Source organism: Saccharothrix tamanrassetensis, assembly GCF_014203665.1.
GTDB classification, from domain to species: domain Bacteria; phylum Actinomycetota; class Actinomycetes; order Mycobacteriales; family Pseudonocardiaceae; genus Actinosynnema; species Actinosynnema tamanrassetense.
Genome location: NZ_JACHJN010000023.1, coordinates 1 through 20,408 on the forward strand (window position 1 = coordinate 1; position 20,408 = coordinate 20,408).

Consider the following 20,408-nt stretch of genomic DNA (forward strand, 5'->3'; position numbering starts at 1 on the left):
GGAGAACTCGTTCGCGCTGGTCGGTGCAAACGCGTGTAGTCCGGATCGCAGGCGCGTATGAATTCGACGATGGTCGTGGTCAGAGCTCGTCGGGAGTCCTAGGCGAGTTCGGGACCATGCTGAGCCGCGAGCGCAGGTTGATGGTCATGCGGTGGTGCTGTTCGTTGGCGTCGAGGTTGCCGAGAACGGCGTGGCAGTGTGCCAGACCTTGGTGGGCTCGGGCGCGTTCGAGCAGGTTCCCGCTCGTGAGCGTGATCGCTAGTGCCTGCTCGTGGTGGACGATCGCCTGTTGCGGTTCGGTGCCGTGCAGACAGGTGCCCAGTTCGTTGAGCGACTTGGCCTCCAGGTCGGCGTCTGTGACCTTGCGCGCGAGGGCGTGGGCTTGGTGGAGGTGGTCGAGCGCAAGGTCCAGTCGGCCGGACGCGCGGCAGGAGATGCCGAGGTGGATCAGGGCAGTGGCTTCGTTGATCTCGTTGCCGATGTTTTGGCTGTGCTCCAGGGCTGCCTGGAGTTCCTCCGCTGCCCTGGCGTGCTCGCCCCGCAGTTGGCGCAGCACCGCCAGGTACGTGCGGGCGTAGCTGATCAGCAGCGGATCGCCGGCGCTCACACCCCGATTCAGCGCCCGCAGGTACTGCTCCTCCGCGGCTCGTAGGTCGCCGCGCATTTGATGGACCATGGCGACGTGCAGGATGCCGAAGCCTTCACCGATCCGGTCGTTTGATTCCCGCGCTATGGTGACCGCCTGTTCCAGGTTGGCGAACATCTCGGCGGTGCAGCCATAGCGCTCGTAGACGGCGCTGAGCGTGCCGAACATGAACCTGCCGAAGTGGTCGAACCCGCCGCCCAGGGCACGGCCTGTCGGTAGTAGGGGATGGCCTCGGTGAACTGGCCGGACATCCAGCAGGCGACCGCGAGGCCGTTGAGCGTCTGCGCCGTCACGTCCGAGTCGAGGTCCCGGCTTAGCTCGAGTGCTCGTCGGAGCTGCTCGGCGGCGGCGGGGAAGCGGCCCAGCATCCACTCGACGTTGGCCAGGTGGTTGAGCGCTCGCGCTTCCGCGATGCGGTCGCGGTGCGCCTGGGCGGCGCGGATGGCGCAGGTGTGGACGACTCTGGCATCGGTGAAGTGACGACGGCTGTTGAGGTAGTACCACAGGCTCGCGGAGAGGGCGTCCGCGAACTCGGGCAGGCCGTGGTCCGCGGCGTACCGTGTGAGGGCGACGAGGGCGGCGCGCTCGTGGTTCAGCCACTCGACGGCTTCCCGGCCGGATTCGAACCGCACGGTGGTGTCCGCTGGCTCGACGGCCGACGGGGTGCGCCGGGTCGACGGGAAGGCGAGGTCGACGGCGGCCGCCACGACCCGGCAGTAGTGCGAGATGAGGCGTTCCAGCGCGGCATGGGTCGTCGCCGGATCGTCCCGGGCCACCAGTTCCGTCGCGTAGCAGCGCAGCAGGTCGTGCGGGGAGAACCGGCCGCGGTCGGTCTCGGTGACCATGCTGACGTTCGACAGCGCCCGGAGCGTCCGCCGCGCCGTTGACGCGTCCACGTCACACAACGCCGCGACGGCGCCCACGTCGATGTCATGCCCGGGGTGCAGCCCCAGCCGGCGGAACGCGGTGGCGGCGTGCTCGGGCAGGTGGCGGTAGGACCAGGAGAAGACCGTGCGCGGCGCGGTGCGGTCGTCGCCGACCTCATCGAACAGGGCCAGCGGCTCCTCCGCGACCTCCTGCGCCAGCCCGGCCAGCTCGGCTCCGGGGCGCGAGGCGGCATGCTCCGCCGCGATCCGCAGGGCTAGCGGCAGGTGAGCGCAGTGCTCGATCAGCGCCGCAGCGGCCTCAGACTCGGCGTCCACCCGTTCGGCGCCCAGCACAGCCCGCAGCAGCTCCACCGCGTCGTCGTGGGGCAGGAGGTCGAGGGGGACGCGCCGCACGCCGTTGCGTACGGCGAGTCCGGCCAGGCTGTCCCTGCTGGTGATCAGCGCGAACGCCCGGCCGCCGGGCAGCAGGTCGCGGACCTGGTCGACCGACGAGGCGTTGTCCAGCACGACCAGCACCGCGCGGTCGGCCAGCAGGGTGCGGTACTGAGCCGCGCGCTCCTGGAGCCCCTCCGGTACCAGGGCGTCGTCCACGCCGAGCCCGCGCATCATCCGGGCCAGTGCCTCGGCCGGGTGCACCGGACCGTCGGGGTGGTAGCCCTGGAGGTCGACGTACAGGTCCCCGTCCGGGAAGCGGTGCCGATTGCGGTGGGCCCAGTGGGCGACCAGCGCGGTCTTCCCGACACCCGCCGTGCCGCAGACGGCCGCGATGGCGCTGCCCGTCGGATCGGCGGCGGTGCGGGCCAGGTGGTCGAGCGCGGCGAGTTCGCTGCTCCGCCCGGTGAACGAGGACACCGGTGGCGGCAGCTCGCGGGGAACCCGGCGCCGCGGCGCGCCGCCGGACCTCTCCGCGTGCAGGTGCTCCTCGACCCGGTCCCGCGCGGTCGCCAACGCCCGCCGCTCGTCCTCCTCGACCCCGAAGGCGTCGAGGAGGACGTCGAACCGGTCCGTGGGGGGCAGGACCTTGCCGGTGAAGTACTCGTTGATCGCACTGCGGGACAGACCGGTGAGATCCGCCAGCTCACGGTAGGTGAGCTTGGCGTCGCGCCGCTCCCGGGCCTGACGGAGCCGAAGACCGTGCAAGACCGAGGCCAAATCCGCAATCGTGCGGATTTCGGCCAGGTCAGCGGCCAGTGGCTCCCTGCTGGGACCCACCGCGGTCATCGACGCGCCACCTCCATCACGACGAGCCGAATGATAACCCTCCGTGTCCGCCGATGTCCGCCGATGTCCGCCGGTGTCCGACATCGCCGCCGTGGACCCTGACGGCACGCCATCCTCTGGCCGATAGGACCGACTCACGAGGCTGGTACGGATGTATCACCGGGAACCCCTCCCCACTGACGCGGCGGAGCAGATATCCCCAGGAAACGTCATGGCCGTCCAACCACAGGAGGCGGCGATCAGGCGTCACCGCCTGTTCTACCCACGTCCGCCGCAGCTGGGCTGGGAGTTCCGCGACCGGTGGCGGTCCTACCGCCCCTTCCCGCACCCGGAACCGACACCGCCGCCGATGCCCGCAGCGCTGCTCGAACGACAGCGACGGGCCGCGCTCGTGCTCTTGGACCGGCGTGAGGACGCGAAGCGTTGGGGCCTGAGTTCGGGTGGCTGCCTCGTGCTGGGCCTGGTGTTCTCCTGGTCCGGTACGGCGGGCGCTGTGGCGCGGCTGCTGGTGGTGCTGGGCCTGGTGGGGACGAGCATCGTCGGTGTCCGGCTGTTGATCGCGCGGTGGACGAATTCGTCCCTGGACGGGCGGGTCGCCACCGCCGGGCAACAGGTCCACGCGGACCACGAGCGCCGGTTGGCCGCGTGGCAGGCGGCGAAATGGGCGCACGAACGGGCTGAACAGCAGAGGGTGAACGCCCTGGCCGACTACAGCGCCGTCTGCCTCTCAGCCGGCTGTCACCGGCTGGACCTCTTCGGGGGCAGCCCGGACAGCTGGTCGGCGTTTCTCGTCGTGCACGGCACGTCGCTGCTCACCGCGGGCCCGTTGGTGGTGGTCGACCTCACTCGGGCCGGCGTCTGCCACGAGCTGGCCGTTGAGGCGGGGGCCGCTGGCGTCTCCACCGATGTGCAGGTGTTCCGGCCCGCGCAGCTGCCAGTGTCCGACCTGCTGCTCGGCTTCGAGCCCGAGGAACTGGTCGACCTCCTGGTCGAGGCCGTCCACGGCCGTGACCCCGGCGCGGCCCGGCACGAGCGCCTGGCGGACCGCCGGACGCTGAAAGCCGTGGTGTCCGCCCTCGGGGATGACGTGTCGCTCAAGCGCATCGTGGCCGGCCTCCGGGTCCTGGCGAACGAACCGGACCACGAACTCATCCTGCTCCCAGGGGAGCGCACACGCATCGCCGATGAGGTGATGAGCGTGGAGAACCGGCAGCGCGCGGGCGCCGGCATCGCCAGGCTCATCGACCATCTCGAACCGCTGGAGGACCTCGGCGCGCAGGCCGCGGGTGGTCGCGCGGTCCGGCTCGATTGCCTGGTCCTAGGCGACGCGCACACCGGCTCACCAGGGGAGACGCTGGCCGAGCTGCTGGTGCGCGCGGTCTCCCACCGCGTGTCGCGCAGCGCGTCCGGCCGGCCGACGTCGCTGGTGCTCGCCGGCGCCGACCGGCTCCACCTCGACCACCTCGAACAGCTCGCGACGACCTGCCGTCGCAGCGGCGTCCACCTCGTGCTGCTCTTCGAGCACCTGCGCGACGCGGGCACGGCCCTGGCCGGCGGCGCGGTCGGCTTCATGAGGCTCAAGGGCCATCGGGAGGCGCAGGCCGCCGCCGACCACGTCGGCAAGGACCACCGGTTCCTCGTCAGCCAGTTCACCCGCACCCTGGGCGGCAGCCGGACGATGACGACCGGCGAGAGCGAGGGCTGGTCCAGCTCCAGCGGGGTCAGCGCCACCGAGGGCACGAGTTGGAGCACCGGCTCGAATACCGGCATCTCGCACACCACCCAGGAAAACGCGCCACTCGGTCGGGGGACGACCACGCGCAGCGCCGGCAGCTCCCGCACGACCGGCGGGAGCCGGTCGACCACCACCAGCCGCACCACCGGGCGCTCCGGCTCGGTGAGCCGGAGCGAGGCGGACGGTGAGAACTGGTCCGACGCGGCCTCCGTGCAGCGGGTCCACGAGCACGTGGTGGACCCGACGGAGTTCCAGCGGCTCGACGACCACCTGATGCTGCTGGTCGAGCACCGCGGCGGCCGGCGCGAGGTCCGATCGGTGGAGTTCCCCCTCGAACTGCTCGACCTTCCGCGGGTGGCCATGACCCCATTCCCGGACCACCCCGGCCTACCGCTGCCCGCTCCGGCGCTCCCACTCCTCACGGACGGCGGCACCGGTGCCCACCGGGGCGCCGCCCACCCGTACGACGATCCCGAAGGGGTGTTCCGCGCATGACCTGGTTCCCACCGCCCCCGCCCCCGAACGGCGCCGTGCCCACCTTCCGCCTGCGTCGCGGGATCGACGGGTCCACGGCGGCGATCCTGCTCCTGGGGCTGCCCAGGTTCCTGCTCAGCTTCCTCGTGGTCCTCACGGTCATGGGGCACGTCACCCTGCCCGGCGAGCAGCTCATCGTCTTCGGATGGTTGCTGTCGGGTGCGCTGCTGTTCATCCGGCCCGTGGAGCGCGCATACGCCCAACTGGTCATCGGCCTGCGCAAGCCGACGCCCAGCGAGCACGAGCAGCTGGCCCGCCACTGGCGCACGGTGGCCGGAGCAGCCGGGATCAACCCGAACCGGTACAGCCTCTTCATCGCCCAAGATGACCGGCACAACGCCTTCGCGTCCGCCGGGCACATCGTCGCGGTCACCAGCTCCGCGTTCAAGAGCCGACACCCTCACCAGCTCGAAGCGCTGCTCGCCCACGAGCTCGGGCACCACCTGCGCGGGCACGCCTGGGTGAAGCTACTGATCAGGTGGTACTCGTGGCCCGCGGCACTCGCGGGCCGGCTCGTCATGGTCGTGGCCTGGTGCGTGCGGACGGGCTTCCTGGTGGCGAGCTTCGTGCTGCCCCGGTACCTGGTCGGCGCCGTGCTCATGCCGGCCGTAGTCGTCCTCGCACTGGTCTTCGGCGGGATGTTCGCGCTGGCGCTGTTGGCCTTCACCCTGGCCGACATCGGACTGATGTTCCTGGAGCGCGCCGCAGGCCGCATCGGGGAGTTGAGCAGCGACCGCACTGCAGTGCATCTGGGGTACGGGCCGGCGCTCCTGGAGGTCCTGCGCGGCTGGCTCGACGAGGAGGGCAACCGCCCATCCTGGCACAAGCGCCTGTTCGACACCCACCCGCCGCTGGACAAGCGCGTCACCGCCCTGGAGAAGCGCCTGGGCACCGCGCCGCAGCCCGCACCGCCGGTTCAGCCGTGGCCCACGGCGCAGATGCACCAGGCGCCGCCACCAGGGCAACCGGTCCGGTTCGACCTGCCCCCGACGCGGTACGGCGAGTAGGCCGGGGCATGGGCTCGGTGCGACACATCCTGGACACACCGGTCTACCGGCTGCTGTCCGCCCCGAAGCCGGCGGGCGACACCGCCGACCGCGGGTACCGGCAGCGCGAGGCCGTCGTGACCGCCGCCTACCACGCCCGGCGCCCGCTGCTCCTCGGCTGGCAGCGCACTGCCGCCGACGGGCCGGTCGCGGTCTACGTCGGCGGTGCGGCGCTGCGCGGCTCGACCGGTGTGGCGGAGCCCGGCGCGCCGGAGGGGGCGACCCTGTTGCGGATCCCGCCGGGCGGCCGGGGCGTGCCCTGCGCGGGCGAGGAGGTGGTTGACGCGCTGCGCCAGACGGCCTCGTGGCGCCGCATCGACGCGGTGGTCGACACCCTGGCGCGCGTCGCCGACGCACACCTCCCGGCGGCGGCGCCCTCCTTCGAGGACTGCCTGCTGGCGGTGTGGCACCGGCCGTTCGCCTGGCTCGTGGTGGCGGACCCGGTGCCCGCGGAGGCGATCGAGCCCGAGGTCGGCGCGGTCGCGGAGCGCGAACGGGACCTGTGGCGGAAGGCGGCGCAGTCCCCCGAGGCCGCGGTCGCGGCGGACCGGCTCAAGCACCGGCACCGCGAGCTGGCCGATGGCCCGGTCAAGGGTTTGTGGCGCATCCACCTGCTGGCCGGCGCGGAATGCCCTGAGGACGCCGCGCAGGTCGCCGCCCTGGTTTGCGCGTCCGTCGACCTGAAGGACCTGCCCTACACGCTGCTCCCGTCGGCCGACATGGAACCCTTCGACACCGCGCTCGGTGCGCCGGACGGCCGCTCCGGGGCGTTCCTGGGTGGCAGCGCGGCGCTGGCGGCACTTGCCCGGCCGCCGGAGCGGGAGGTGCCCGGGATCCGTCTGGTCGTGCCGCCGGAGTTCGACACGACGCCGGAGCACACCGGGGACGCGGCCGTCACCCTGGGACGGGTGCTCGACCGCAACCGACAGCCGGTCGGGCCGTTCACGCTGAGCCGGGACAGCCTCAACCGGCACGTGTTCGTCTGCGGGGCAACCGGTGCCGGGAAGTCGCAGACCACACGGGCCCTGCTGGAGGCGGCCACCAGCCAGGGGATCCCCTGGCTGGTGGTTGAACCGGCCAAGGCCGAATACCGGACCATGGCGGCCCGGCTGGGCCCGCGTGCCGACGTGATCGTCATCCGCCCAGGCGCCGATTACCTGCCGCCCGCGGGGATCAACCCGCTGGAACCCGCCGCAGGCCCCGGTGGCAAGCGGTTCCCGCTCCAGACCCACGCCGACATGCTCAGGGCGCTGTTCCTCGCGTCGTTCGAGTCCGAGGAGCCGTTCCCCCAGGTACTCGGCGCCGCGCTCAACCGGACCTACACCGAACTCGGCTGGGACCTCGCCCTGGGCGAACCGACGACCCGTGGCGCCGCACCCCGTTACCCGACCTTGACCGACCTGCAGCACACGGCCGCGACCGTCGTCGAGAACATCGGCTACAGCCGCGAGATCACCGACAACGTGCGGGGATTCGTCGCGGTGCGCCTGTCGAGCCTGCGCCTGGGCACACCTGGGCGCTTCTTCGAGAACGGCCACCCCATCGACTTCGGCGAACTGCTCACCCGCAATGTCGTCCTCGAGATCGAGGACGTCGGGGACGACCGCGACAAGGCGTTCCTCATGGGCACCGTGCTGATCAGGTTGATCGAGCACCTCAGGCTGGTCAAGCAGCACCCCGGCGGCGAGCGGGTCGGGCTGGCGCACCTGAGCGTATTCGAGGAGGCCCACCGCCTTCTGCGCAGGACCGAAGGCGGTGGCGCGACCGCACATGCGGTAGAGATGTTCGCCGGACTGCTCGCCGAGATTCGCGCGTACGGGGAAGGGCTCGTCATCGCCGAGCAGATCCCGGGCAAGCTGGTGCCCGACGTCGTAAAGAACACGGCGGTCAAGATCGTGCACCGCCTGCCGGCACACGACGACCGCCAGGCAGTCGGCGCCACCATGAACGTGACCGACCGCCAATCCGGGTTCATCGTCACCCTCCCACCCGGGCAGGCGGTCGTGTTCTCCGACGGTATGGACCACCCCGTGCTGGTCCAGATCGAGGACGGCACCGCCCGCGAAGCCGCGGAACCGCCCGAACCTGCGTCGGTGGAACCGGTCATCGGCAGGCGCAGCGCCGCGTGCGCGCCTAGCTGTCTGCGCCTGCCCTGCACGTTCCGCGAGATCCGGACGGCGGAACGCGCCCTGGGCACCGACACCACGCTGACCCTGTGGGCGGAACTGGCCGTGGTGGCCCACCTCGTCGGCGTGGAGACTCCCTTGCCGCAGCCGGACGTGCTGGAGCGCTGGGTGGGGATGGGTGAACGGCTCCTCTTCTGCTCGCTCGCGCAGGGGGTGGACGCCGCCATCGCGAGCCGGAGCATGGTCCTCGCGGACCTGGTGAGTCCCGCCGAGTTCTCCGTCCACGTGACCGACGCGCTGCGGAACACCGTTGCCACCGGTCTGGCCCACAGTGGTGAGGAGCCGCAGTGGCTGGCGAGGCACTGTCGGTGGTACCTGGTGCTGGATGCGCTCACGGAGGTCCATCGGCGTGAGCCCCATGCGGGCAGGCACCCTCGCTCGGACGAGTGGGCGGCGGTGTACGGCAAGTCGATCCCAGGTGACGGCATCCGGGCGCAGGTGGAGATCGTGCGGAGCTGGGTGATGGCGGCTCACCGCGACAAGCGGTTGCTGTGGGCCGCCGCGTTCGGGGTTGATGCCGTTCCGGCGCTGTTCACCGCGGTGGGGACGAAGCTGAGCAGCCCGGAATGGGTGGAACGGCTGGCCGAGGAGTTGCAGTGGTTCGTCGACTGCACCTGGCCGCTGAGGGAATTGGAACCGCAGGAGAAAGGCTGAGCGATGGCGAACGACAACCGACCGGAGAGGCACGAGCGGGATGAGCGGGGCAGGAGCGACCGCTCCGGTGAGCTGAAGGACCACCGGAGCGGCAATCCCGTCAAGTCCGCCGATGGCGCCGACAAGGCTGCTGCCCGCTTTTCCGGAGCGACGGAGAAGCGGCACGACGTCCACAGGGCCGTTGACAGGAGGCCGCAGAGTGCTGCGGGTCATCGCGCGGAAGTCACGAACAAGATCGGTGCGGCGGACAAGAACAACGATCAGTCCTCGCCCGACAAGGCCGTCGTCGGCCTGTCCACCCCTGTGGAAAGGCGGGGTTCGGTTCGCAGAGGGCTGCCGCACGCCCGCTGGGGCGACGGGAATCAGACCGCCGCGGACCACCGCGCGAAGATTGCGAAGACAGGTCGTCTCGAGGGCGGAGACGGTGCTCGCCCGCAGGCCGTCCAGGGTTTGCGAGCCAGGTGGGATGAAGGTGGAGCAACCGGTGCGGGAGGGAAGGATCAGCGGAAACCCCCGGGCTCGAATGCCACCGAGAACAACAACGGTAGCGAGGGCAACAATAGCAACATGTCGGGCAGGCGCTTTGAACAGCAGTCGTCTTCCGCACTGCAGAACAAGGGGCGAGCTCAATGGTACCAGCGGCCCAACTGGCCGGACGGCAATCGTCGTAATCGGCCTGGGCACTGACAACTGCTCAACTCGTCAGCCCGGTCTCGGTCACGTCCGAATCTGCGGGGCGCCAAAGGTGGCATAGCAGCTCTGACCTGCGGCCCCAATCGCCGCAGCTTCTTTCCTGTTGATCAAACCGTATCGTCGGCACAGCTGTCACGACTACGGCTGTACCGCTGTCAGCGAGGATGCTGGTCACTTGATCGGGGACAAGGGTGTGGGCAGGAAGGAGCGGATGTAGGGGAATTCGTCGTGCCGCATGGGTGTTGGCGTGACTTGAACTGCGCTCAACGGAGTTTGTCTAGAGTCCCTGATGGCTGTTTCCGCAGGTCAACCTTGGTCGGGGTCACCCTGAGGTTGAGTCTGCGGCATATTGGTTAGTCAAGCGGTCATCTCTTCAGGCTCGACTGAAGGGGACTCGCGATGTGCTGCATGGCCGTGCCGCCTTGGCCGTGCGGATGCCGTCTGAAATTTTTTTGGGCGGCATGGTGGTGTCGTGGTGGGCCAGATTCCTCGAGAGGCAGGGCCGAGCGCAGCACGGGTGAGGCCCCCAGTAGTTCGAGGGCTTTCCGGGCATGATCCGGCAGGGCCTGAGGGGCATTGATGGCAGCACCGAAGAAGTGTCCGACAAGTTGCGTCTCGTCAACGTTGCGGGTGGGGGGTGTAGCGTGATCCGGCCGAATAGCGGTCGGGACCGTGACGCGGGAAGGGTGGCACCGCCCAACACTTCCGGCCGACCTGGGCCGGCCGTGGTTCGGCACCGAAACGGGCACGTCGTCCTGTCGAGTGGGGAAGGTCCGGCCTTGGGCGGCATCTTCATCAACTACCGCATCACCACCGACGACCCTGAGCACGTGGGGCGCGTCAGGCGGCTGCACGAGCAGCTGCGCGAGTTCTTCGGCGAGGGACAGGTCTTCCTCGACGCGCAGGGCATAGACATGGGCTCGCACTTCTCCCCGGTCATCCATGGCCGGCTGGCCGACGCGCAGATCGTCGTCGCGATTGTGCACCCAGGCTGGCGTGACACCCTGTTCACCCGCCTGGGAGAGGAGGGGAAGGACTGGGTCTACGACGAGCTGCGGATTTCGTTGGCGCAGGTCGAGAAGGACGACGGGCGGATCGAGGACGACGGGAAAGCGCGCAAGCGGATCGTGCCCGTGCTTGTCAACGGTGCGCGCCACAAGGACGAGTTGACGCGCCTGCCATCCGGTATCGAGGGGATCAAGCGCTACCAGGCCAGACACGTCGCCACCCAGGATGACGCCGATGCGCTGGTCGAGGAGTTGGCGCTGCACCTGGACGACGGGTTCGAGCAGTTCCCGGCCGAGCGCACGGGCGACTCCCGGCCCCGTCCGTGGTCGCCGTACCTCGTCGGTGCGGCTGTGGCGGTCGGTGTCGTCGCCGGTCTGCTGGCACCGCCCGCGCCGGAACTGCTCGCGGTCTCGCTGGTGGGGCTGGCGTTGTGGGCGGCGGTCGCCCTGTTCGGGCTCGCTGCCGGCATCGGGGTGAACTCGGCCGAGGCGAGTGCGCACCTGTTGTCCTGGCGCGCCTACGTGCTGCGCGTCGCGCTGCCCTTCGGGGTCGGGTGGGTCATCTTCGTGGTGTTCCTCTTGGTCGAGGCGGCGGCTCCGGGGGATGTCGGGTTCGCGGTGTCCGCATTCGGCCTGCTCGGCGGTTTCGTCGTCGTCGCGGAGCTGCTCAAGGGCCGGCGGCTGGAGAAGCGGCGCCTGGCGCAGTGGCCGGTAGTGCTGTCCACCCCGGTGCGGGCACGGGCACTGCGAGCCGACATGGCCAGGCTGGACCTCAAGCTCGCCGAGGGGGAGCAGACCGACAAGCGGCTGAGGTTCGGGCTGCGGGTGCGGTGCCGGGTCGCGATCGACGACCTGCTGCGCGGGGCGGCCCTGCTCAAGGACGACAGTGAGCGAGGCAGGGTCACGTGGGCGCTGGCGGACCACCCGGTGGCGTCTGCTGCGGTGGCGTTGTGGCTCGCGGCCATGGCCGGGTCGGCGCGGTTCCACCCTTTCGTCCTGGCACTCGCCGTCGGGTTGGTGCTGGCAGCGGTCGAGTTGGAATACCGCAGGCAGCGAACGGTGCGGCGGGTCGTGGCGCGGGAGGTGGCCGAGCACATGGCCGAACTGCGATCCCGGTGGGAAGTGCTCGACCAGCGGCGCAGTTGACCGCGGAAGTGGACGTTCAGTCGCCCGGAGGGCGCCGCGGACCAACTCGGAGCCGGTCTACCACGGGCTGTTCGAACTTGCCGGGACCAGCGGAGCTAATGATCGGCGTCGAGCTGGGCGAGTGCCATCGCCACGGCACCGCCCTCGGTCGATCCAAGCCTCCCGTACAGGTTCAGCGCGGCGCTCCAGAAGTCTCGTGCTTCCTCGAACCGGCCTGTCGACGCGGCGAGCACGCCAAGTTCCTGCAGCGCGCGGGCTTCCTCGTGCTTGCTGCCGCAGCACCTCGCGTGGTGCACGGCTCGGCGGAACGCGATCTCGGCCAACGGGCGGTCGCCTGCCCGCTGGTGTATCCGGCCGAGTCTGCCGAACCCCTCCGCCGCGTCCAACTCCAGGTCGAGCCCGAGCGCGATGTCGATGGCCTCTTCCACGTGCTCGACCGCGTCGCTGAAGTGGGCCAGTTTCATCTCCACGAGGGCTTTGTTGCGCAACGTGATCCCGATGTTCCGGTGCGCGCCGTTGTCGCGGTACCACTTGAGCGCGAGTTCCTGGTTGCGCAACGCCGCCGCGAAGTCGCCTCGCCTGCGCAGCACCGCCGCTTCGTTCACGAGGGCGTTGCTCCGCCCGTGTCCGTCGCCGAGTCCTTCGAACAGCTCCCGGGCCCGTCGGTAGTGCTTCGCTCCCTCGTCCAGCTCGCCCATCTCGACCAGCACCATGCCGAGGTTGTTGCGCGTGCGTGCCTCGGCGAGCGGATCGCCCGCACGGACGCACGCCGCGAGAGCCTTCTCGTGGGTGCTCAGCCATCCTTCGCGGGCCTTGGTCAGGAAGTAGTAGTCCCGCAACGTGTACGCCAGCTGCCAACGCCGTCCGTCGAACGCCGGGTCGTCAACCGCGCACATCGCCTCGAGATTCCGACGTTCGAGATCCAGCCACTGAAGCGCGTCGTCGCGGCTCCGCAGGTCGGGCAGCGTCACTGGCCGACCCTCGAGGGAGAAGCGGAGCCGGTGCGGCATCACGATCCGCCCCGCGAGGTCCGTCGAGTGCAGGTAGTGGTCGAACAACCGGGCCACTGCGGCTTGCCTGTCCACCGCCGTCCCGGTGCGGTTGCTCAGCTCCCGGGCGTAAGTGCGGAGCAGGTCGTGCCAGCCGAAGCGGCCGGATCCCAGGTCGAGCAAGAGGTGCTTCCGCGTCAACGACCTGAGCAGGTTCGCGGCGGTGGCCGGAGGGATGTCGAGGAGCGCGGCGACGGCGTTCTGCCCGAACTCCGGACCGGGGTGCGACCCGAGCAACCGGAACGCGTCGGCCTCGTGGTCAGGCAGTGCGCGACAGGACCAGGAAAACACCGTTCGCACGGCGGAACGGGCGTCGTCCTGGGTGTCGAGCACGTCCAGACGCGCCTGTTCGTCGGCGAGCTCGGCAACGACACCGTCGAGATCGGCGGATGCGGAGCGGGTGATCCGCTCGGACACGATGCGCAGCGCCAGCGGCAATCCAGCGCACAACCGGACCAGCGCGCCTGCGGCAGGGTGGTGGGACCTATCACCGACCGCCGTGCGCAGGAGGCCAAGGCCTGCCCGTTCCTCCAGAGGATCGACTCGGATCGCGGTGGCCGCGTGCCGGACCACGAGGCCGCTCAGATGGTGGCGGCTGATCACGATGACCGTGCCGCCAGCTGGGCCGGGCAGCAGCGGTCGGACGTGGTCCGCGGACAGGGCGTTGTCCAGCACGACGAGCGCCCGCCGCCCGCTCATCAACGTCCGGAAGTGCGCGGCGCGCTCTTCGAGTGTGACCAGCTCTTCGGGGCGCGAGTATCCGAGCGCTCGTAGGAAACCCGCCAACGCATCCTGTGGGCGCAGAGGTTCACCGCCCCCGAAACCGTGCAGGTCGACGTAGAGCTGACCGTCCGGAAACTTGTGGGCGGCGCCGCTCGCCCAGTGCAACACGAGCGCTGTCTTGCCGACGCCTGCCATGCCGGACAAGGCAGCGAGTCCATTGGGCTGCAACTCGTCAAGCCGCGCCAGCAGGGCCTCGCGACCAAACAGCTCGCGGACACCGGCGGGGAGTTGGCGGGGCACGGGTCTGCTGCCGTCGTGCATCGTGATGTGTACGCCGCCGTGAACGACACTGGCTTGCACCGCGACGGTCCGGTCACCGGTGAGGCTGTTCCGTACGTGGCGTTCCGAGGTCATGAGTCCGATTGTCGACTCGTCCGGCCCTGGGCACGAGCGTCCCGTTGGGGTCGGGTCGGCGCTCAAAACGCGGTGTCGACCTGGACCTTATAGTCCTGGTAGCCGTGCACCTGGTCCCGCGTGGTCAAGGTGAAGGTCTTCGTTTGGCCGGGAGCTGCGGATGGCGGATGATTCCCGGTAAGCCGCGACGGTGTTCACTGTGACGGTGGTCAGGAGCCTCATGGCGTGTTAGGTGCACGGGCGAGTGCTACAGCGGCAGCTGCTTCCGGTTCCCGGGCGTGGTCCCGCCGTCTGGGCCTCCAGCGTGGTCCCATGGTCGGGGTTCTCGCCGCGCTTCGAGGTGGAGGCGAACCCACCCATGCCCTCCGCCGTCTCGACGTCCCTGCGAAGAAAGCGCCCCGAGCGGCACAACGCGTGCACGCGCCCTTCGGTGCGCCCTTCGGTAACCCCGCGGGGCGCGATGTCGCCGTTCTCGGCACCATTTCTGGTTGCCCGGTGGAATTCCACGCCGCATCGCCATGTGTCAACAATGTCAACAACTCATGTGTAGTTCGGACTTTCGGACATCGCGAACCGGGATAACCTGATCAGGTCCTGATAGGAAATTGCCCGCATCAGCTCGACAGGGGGTCGAGAGAGGGATTCTGGCACCGGTCGGTGTCGTGCCGACCGGACCTAACTGACGCCATTGGTGCATGGACCGGCACAGCGGCCCTGGGGTAGAAGGTCGCGTCGCAGCGAGACCGGCGCTATTGGTCGTTGGTAGTGGTTGAGGATGAGGCGCTTGATGGGCAGGGCGGTGGCGCGGTCGGGCCTTGAATGATGTCCGGTAGCACTCTGCGGTTGCGGGTGTGTTCGCGCAGACGGCCGTCGCCGACACAGCGTGATGCTGACCTTGTACGCACCCGCGTCACCGAGGTGCGGGAAGTGCACCAGGTATACGCGGTGGAGCGCGGACGGAGCCATCCGGGCACCGTCACAGCGCAGACACGGGGGAGCGTGCTGCGCAGATGGCCGTCCGGGACACGCGGGGTGTGTCGCAGCGACGGCAGACCGCCTTCAACGGCTCGCCTGCATCGCCAGTGTAGTCCTAGAGCAATTGCAGCCCGAGATCGAACCTATTTGATCAGGTCGTAGACGAAGTTGACCAGCAGTCCGATCGGGATGCTGGCGAAAAGCCCGGCCAGGAAGAAAAGCCACTGTTGCAACTTCGTGCGCTTGACGTTTTCCCGGCTCGCTGATTCTTGCTTCACCGTTATTTCGGTCTGTACGCGGCGTACCGTGGTCTCGACCAATTTGTCCACGGCTTCAGCGGCTTCCCGGTGTACGGCGGCAAGTCCCTTGTTGTGCTCAACCTCCGCCCGGGCCTCTTTGATCTGGGCAGCCTGTGCCTCCAGTTCAACCGAGATTTCGTTGATCAACCTCGTGTCTTCACGAGGTTGATGCTGGCGTCTTCTATGCGCTCGTCCAGGCTAGAGCGTTGGAGCGCCACCGAGGCAGGAGTTCGGAGGGGGCGATCGCGGGAGTGCAAGTGCCACCACGTACGCCCTTTGCTGCTACCACCGGCTGCTCCGCCTATCCTGCGCCCGCCCCTAATTAATTCTACTCGAAAGCTTCTTTCTGTTTCACGAGCTTGTCGCAATCCGGCGATCACCGCCATTGTGGATAATATTGTGCCTAGAGCTCCTGCTGTTAACATGATGTAGTCCATGGTGTCCTTTCCTCCTTGGATTTGTAGGCAGGTCAGCCTGGCTCGGCACGGAACTGGGCAGAGGATACGGCCGAGTACAGACACGACGAGGCCGCCCCGGTGATCTGCCCAGGGCGGCATCGCGGGTGGTGCGGAGGCCAGGGCGCGCAGACTGCAGGCGGCGCGGCGCGCCTGGGGCGTCGCCGAGACCACGTCGAATACTCGCCGCGGACGCGACGCGATGTCCCCGTCGTCCGTGACGACGGCTCGGTTTCGCCGTCACCGACACGCCGAGATGCTGCTGAGCATGCCTGGCATCGGCGGTGCTGTTCAGTCGGACAGTCGTCGATGGCCGCTGTACAGGTCGATCAGCAGGTCGTCATAGGGGTTGGACAGCGCCGCGACCTCGTCCATTGCCGTCTGCACGTCATGCGGGTCGCCCGCAGGTGGGGACGGGACGTGTGCTGGCGCAGTCGCTGCCAGTGCGCCTATGTCATGGCCATGCGGTCCACGAGTCCGCCGAAGTCTCGGTATGCAGCAGGGCTGTCGTCGATGGTTCGGGCGCCGTCTAGGCCACCCAGCGGTCGGTTTCATCGATCAGCGTCGCGTGTGCTTCGTGCGGTGAGCGGCGCCTTGACTCACGACCGTGATCGGCGGCTGTCGTAGCCGTGGTCCCGGTACGGCTCTGGGGGCTACTTCGCCGGTCACCAGAGGTGCGCGTGCCGTCGCGCTGCGCCCGTTGTGGTGGTAGCACGGCAAGGCAGATTTCAGTGGCTGCACCTCGTGATCGACCATCCGTTGCGGCGGATGTGCTTGACCGTGCTTGGTCTGTTGTGGCGTCAGCGCTTCGTCGCCACATGCTGCCGACGACCCCGGCGATTCATGACACTATGATGCTTGTCCGGGCCAGTTCCGCCGTGATCGTGTCCAGCACACGGAGGTGTCTTGCGCCGTGCTCCGCCGCGCCGAGCCATAGTGCTCGGAGTTCCGGCACGCCGTGCAGTTGGGCGCCCACTTCCATTTCGACCAGATCGTCCACGACGTCGGTCCACATGCCCAGCCGCAGCAGTTGTGCTACCGCGCGGGCTTTCCTGACCGGGTCGGCATCGGCTGTCAGGGCGCGTAGCGGGGTCCGCTCGCTGTGTTCCCGCAGCGCGGAGTCGACGAGTGCCTCGGCGCGTTCGCGTTGCCCGGCCACAAGTAGCGCCCTGGCGAGCCGTTCGACGCAGTCCACCCAGCGATAGTCGACGACCGACCGGGCGAGGGTCTCCGCCGTGTCGAAATCGCCTCGTTCGGTCGCGGCATCGGCCAGTGCTATTTGCACGTCGGCTTTGTACTGGATGGTCGTGAGGGTTCGCGCTGTGGCTTGGGCTTGTTCGGCGTGACCTGTGCGCGCGGCTTCCACAGCGATCAACATGGCGAGGTACTCGGTCGTGGAAGGATCCGGGGGGAGGGTGTTCCCGAATGCACGGACGGCATCGACGCCGTCGATCTCCAGCAGTGCCTCCGCGACCTGCTTGGCGACGATGGGGAGGAATCTGCCGTCGGACGTGGCGTCTGCCCAGACCTGCTCCATCAGTTCCAGCGCGAATGTCACGTCGTCGGTGCGTGCGGATGCCTTGGCGATGGCGGTCCATGCCGACATCGCGGGCGTCATAGAATCCGCCGGGCGCGTGTTGTTGTCCATCCGCACCACGGTCTCCAGAGCCTGGTTCAGGCGGTCCAGGTCGCACAGGGCTTCGACTGCGACGAGCAACTCGGCGTCCGATTCGGCGTGGACTGCGGACTGCTCGATCCGGTCCAGGTACGTCCTGGCGTATCCGACGGAGTCCGGGTTACAGATCGCCGAGCGCCAGAGACTTGCCTTGGCCGACAGTCCATCCACCAGTCCGATGACGGTGTCGACAAGGTCGAACCGTGCTTGCCCGGCCGCCGCTACCACCACACCCGCGACCGCCCGCGCGTCTCGGTGGAGCAACCGTGTCGAGGTATCCACTTGGCGCAGCCACGCACGTGCGCGGTCGTGTCGCCCCAGTCGCGCTGCGACCTCGGCGACGGCTCCCAGCGTGAAGTCGTAGTTCTCGAGCAACGGAAAATGCCTGAGCAACCGGTCCACGAGGTCGAACCGCCCGGTTTCGGCCGCCGAACAGGCGATCGAGGGCAACACGTGTTTGCGCGACTCGTAGTCGAGCCAGTTGGTCGACAGGGACAGGGCTTGGTCGATGCGGCCGATCCCGCACAGCGCCTCGACCAGCTTCGCGACGAGCGCCACGTCCTCAAAGTTGCCGTTGAAGCCTCTGGCATCCGAACTTCTCGCGAGCGCTGCGCTTTCGTGCCGGGCGCGGGTGATGACGCGGTCGACGCGGTCGTGATCACCGACGGCTGCGGCGGCTGTGATCAGATCTGGCCATGCCCAGATTCGGCTACGCTGCCTGCTCATCGTCACGATGACCTGCTCGGCATGGTCGAGAATCAGCCCGGCACGCGCGGCGTCACCGCGTGCGGCGACTGCTCTCGCCACTAACAGCCACAGCTGGGCGCGGTGTTCGCGGTCTGGGACGGACCGGGTGAGTAGTTCCGCACGGTAGGAGTCGCCGACGGCCGCCGAGGTGTCGACCACGACCCGCAGCAGCCGCGTCCGCGCGACCGGGTCGGTTTCCTCCCGCGCGGCGGTTTCGGCACGGTCCAGCAGCCCGGCCACCGGTTCCCGGTCGTGTGTGCGCCACAGTTCTACGGCGACGGCGCACAACGCGCCGACCGCATGCTCTGCACCGGCGACCCGGTTCAGCGCGGCGAATGCTCGTGCGCGGTCGCCGACGCGCACAGCGGCGACCGCAAGGGGTCGCCAGTGGCGGTGTCCGAAATCGCCCAGATTGGTCGAGGCGCACAGGTACTCCACGACCTGCTCCGCTTCGTCGAGCAGTTCGCCGGCCCGGTCTCGGTTCCGGATCACGCCGGCGATGGCGATTAGCGCGTCAGCCCGGTCCCCGGCCTGGTACGAGTGGGCACCCATGGACCGGGCGATCGACACGGCACGGTCGACCTCCCCGAGCTGTGCCCACGCCGCGGGCAGTGCCCGATTCCACCGGCTGTAGCTGCCGGTCAGGTCGTCGCGGTGGATGGACAGCCGCAGCATCGAGACGAAGTCGAATGTCTCGGTCGCGGCGAGGACGTCGTGGGCCGCGTCCAGTTCGGCCAGCGCACGCCCGTAGCCGCCGCACACGTCGTGCAGGCATTGCTGGCGGGCGGGGTCGGTGGCCAAGTCGACGGCGCGGTCGAGATCCCGTGCGGCCAGCAACGTGGTGAAGTATCCGCCGAGTAGATAGGGCGGGGTGTCCTCGGGCCAACCGCGTTCCCGGTAGGTCTGGGCCCAGTCGTGCAGTTGAGCGCGGTAGGCAGGCAGATCGTCGGCGAGGATCCGGGTCGCGGTCACCTGTAGTTCCTCGTGGCCCAGCACGTAGACCTCGATACCGGTCGCCGTCGCCGGGCTGGTGCGGCGAGTGAAGGTACGGCCGGTGACGGTACGCAGCTGGTGCTGCACCTGCCAGGGGGACATGTCGGTCAGCTCGGCGAGGTCCGTCGCGGTCAGGCCACCGCCCGCGGCGGTGACCAGACCGAGCAGACGCCGTTCGACTCTGCCTTCGGCCAGGTGCAGCAGTTCCTGTTCCAGCGCACGCTGGATCGTCCGGGCACTGGGGGAGGGGATCAGTGCGCGGATCACGGAGGCGGCGCGCAACGGGTGGCCCTCCGCGACGTCGGCGGGGATCGGCGGGTTCGGCCGCCCGGACACCACGACGTGCAGGCCGGGCGGTAATCGGGCGGGCAGTAGCGCAGCGATGCTGTGGGCGTCCGGCCCGGTGGTCAGGCCGCGGTCCTCGTCCAGGCCGTCGACCACCAGCACCAGATGCTCACCCCGTTCGTGACAGGCGCGTGCGGCGTCGTCGAGCAGACCGAGCAGGTGGGTCTCCTTCGTCGCCGCGGTCACGTGCTCGGGCAGGTCCCGGTTGAGCAGGGCGGCCAACTGTTCCACGACGACGTCGACGAAGGCCGCGCGGTCGGACTGACCGGGCCAGCGCGCGGTGATGAAGAACGACACCACGCGCACACCCGGTGGCGGGTGCAGGACGAACCACGACATCAATGCCGTCTTGCCCGACCACGCCTCCGCACGCCACCACATGTAGGAGCTGTCCGCGCCAGTGCTGAACGCGGCCATCTCGGCCAACTCCGCCTCGCGTCCCACCAGCTCCTGCGGCGCGATCTCCACTACCCGGCGGTGGTAGTAGCAGCGGACCGGAGACGACCATGCCAGGTGCACATCGCCGATGTGGACGCCAGTGTTCGCGTAACCGCCCGGCGCGGTCGCGGTCCCTCCCATATCACCGGCCTGCACGACCGGACCCGACACATCGCCGGACACCTCGTTGGACACCACGCCGGACATCATCCACCGTCTGCCGCGACCATCACCCCGATAGCAGCGTAAACCGTGCGCCGCTCGGATTCCTCCGTTTCAGTGCGCCAGGCTGGTCCGGGGATGGACGACAGCCGTCGAGGCCCGTGGCAGGGTGCATCGGGCCGGGACCGAGTGGCATCTGAACGAGTCTGTTCGTGCGCCGCACGATGTCTTGACGATATCGAATCGCTGTCGCGATCTGCCGATGATCCAACGACCCGTGCGACGGTCGGCGCTGGCTCCATGGCGACAGAATTTCGATGCGTGGAATTCTGCTTAGTACGACAACGACAGGTCGTGATGTCCGCGTCTTCTGTGGTG

The 20,408-nt window shown here is 69.0% G+C and carries 10 protein-coding genes; 5 read left to right on the top strand and 5 right to left on the bottom strand.

Annotated features, from left to right (window positions below):
• Nucleotides 1–79: 79 nt before the first annotated feature.
• Both FHS29_RS36060 and FHS29_RS36065 read right to left on the bottom strand, forming a co-directional pair.
• Entirely contained in the window at nucleotides 80–814 is a 735-nt protein-coding gene (locus FHS29_RS36060; protein ID WP_184699204.1) for a tetratricopeptide repeat protein, read from the bottom strand.
• Complete coding sequence (locus tag FHS29_RS36065) at nucleotides 730–2,685, bottom strand: tetratricopeptide repeat protein (protein WP_184699206.1); 1,956 nt, start codon at nucleotides 2,683–2,685, stop codon at nucleotides 730–732. Before FHS29_RS36065 ends, FHS29_RS36060 begins: the two co-directional genes overlap by 85 nt.
• Before the next feature lie 280 nt (nucleotides 2,686–2,965).
• On the opposite strand from FHS29_RS36065, the gene FHS29_RS36070 reads away from it, so the two are divergent.
• The 5 genes from FHS29_RS36070 to FHS29_RS36090 all read left to right on the top strand — a co-directional run bounded on the left by FHS29_RS36070 (nucleotide 2,966) and on the right by FHS29_RS36090 (nucleotide 11,755).
• Complete coding sequence (locus tag FHS29_RS36070; protein ID WP_184699208.1) at nucleotides 2,966–4,984, top strand: hypothetical protein; 2,019 nt, start codon at nucleotides 2,966–2,968, stop codon at nucleotides 4,982–4,984.
• Nucleotides 4,981–6,030, top strand: a complete 1,050-nt coding sequence (locus tag FHS29_RS36075) for a M48 family metalloprotease (RefSeq protein WP_184699210.1) — start codon at nucleotides 4,981–4,983, stop codon at nucleotides 6,028–6,030. Before FHS29_RS36070 ends, FHS29_RS36075 begins: the two co-directional genes overlap by 4 nt.
• An 8-nt stretch (nucleotides 6,031–6,038) precedes the next feature.
• Nucleotides 6,039–8,909: an ATP-binding protein gene (locus FHS29_RS36080; protein WP_184699212.1), complete on the top strand. Its 2,871-nt coding sequence runs from the start codon at nucleotides 6,039–6,041 to the stop codon at nucleotides 8,907–8,909.
• Nucleotides 8,910–8,912: 3 nt separating this feature from the next.
• Entirely contained in the window at nucleotides 8,913–9,596 is a 684-nt protein-coding gene (locus tag FHS29_RS36085) for a hypothetical protein (RefSeq protein WP_184699214.1), read from the top strand.
• Between the two features lie 785 nt (nucleotides 9,597–10,381).
• Complete coding sequence (locus FHS29_RS36090; RefSeq protein ID WP_184699216.1) at nucleotides 10,382–11,755, top strand: toll/interleukin-1 receptor domain-containing protein; 1,374 nt, start codon at nucleotides 10,382–10,384, stop codon at nucleotides 11,753–11,755.
• Nucleotides 11,756–11,850: 95 nt separating this feature from the next.
• Here FHS29_RS36090 and FHS29_RS36095 read toward each other — a convergent pair whose 3' ends face one another.
• The 3 genes from FHS29_RS36095 to FHS29_RS36105 form a co-directional block, all read right to left on the bottom strand.
• The gene (locus tag FHS29_RS36095) at nucleotides 11,851–14,007 is read right to left on the bottom strand and encodes a tetratricopeptide repeat protein (protein WP_221457330.1); all 2,157 of its coding nucleotides are present in this window, start codon (nucleotides 14,005–14,007) and stop codon (nucleotides 11,851–11,853) included.
• 1,052 nt (nucleotides 14,008–15,059) lie between these two features.
• Nucleotides 15,060–15,362, bottom strand: a complete 303-nt coding sequence (locus tag FHS29_RS36100) for a hypothetical protein (protein WP_184699221.1) — start codon at nucleotides 15,360–15,362, stop codon at nucleotides 15,060–15,062.
• A gap of 1,149 nt (nucleotides 15,363–16,511) precedes the next feature.
• The gene (locus tag FHS29_RS36105) at nucleotides 16,512–20,066 is read right to left on the bottom strand and encodes a P-loop domain-containing protein (protein ID WP_184699223.1); all 3,555 of its coding nucleotides are present in this window, start codon (nucleotides 20,064–20,066) and stop codon (nucleotides 16,512–16,514) included.
• Between the last annotated feature and the right edge of the window lie 342 nt (nucleotides 20,067–20,408).

What these genes read in the sequence shown, in the direction of transcription:
- FHS29_RS36060 (WP_184699204.1), bottom strand. Translation starts at nt 814, where the DNA reads ATGTTCGGCACGCTCAGCGCCGTCTACGAGCGCTATGGCTGCACCGCC.
- FHS29_RS36070 (WP_184699208.1), top strand. Translation starts at nt 2,966, where the DNA reads ATGGCCGTCCAACCACAGGAGGCGGCGATCAGGCGTCACCGCCTGTTC.
- FHS29_RS36075 (WP_184699210.1), top strand. Translation starts at nt 4,981, where the DNA reads ATGACCTGGTTCCCACCGCCCCCGCCCCCGAACGGCGCCGTGCCCACC.
- FHS29_RS36080 (WP_184699212.1), top strand. Translation starts at nt 6,039, where the DNA reads ATGGGCTCGGTGCGACACATCCTGGACACACCGGTCTACCGGCTGCTG.
- FHS29_RS36085 (WP_184699214.1), top strand. Translation starts at nt 8,913, where the DNA reads ATGGCGAACGACAACCGACCGGAGAGGCACGAGCGGGATGAGCGGGGC.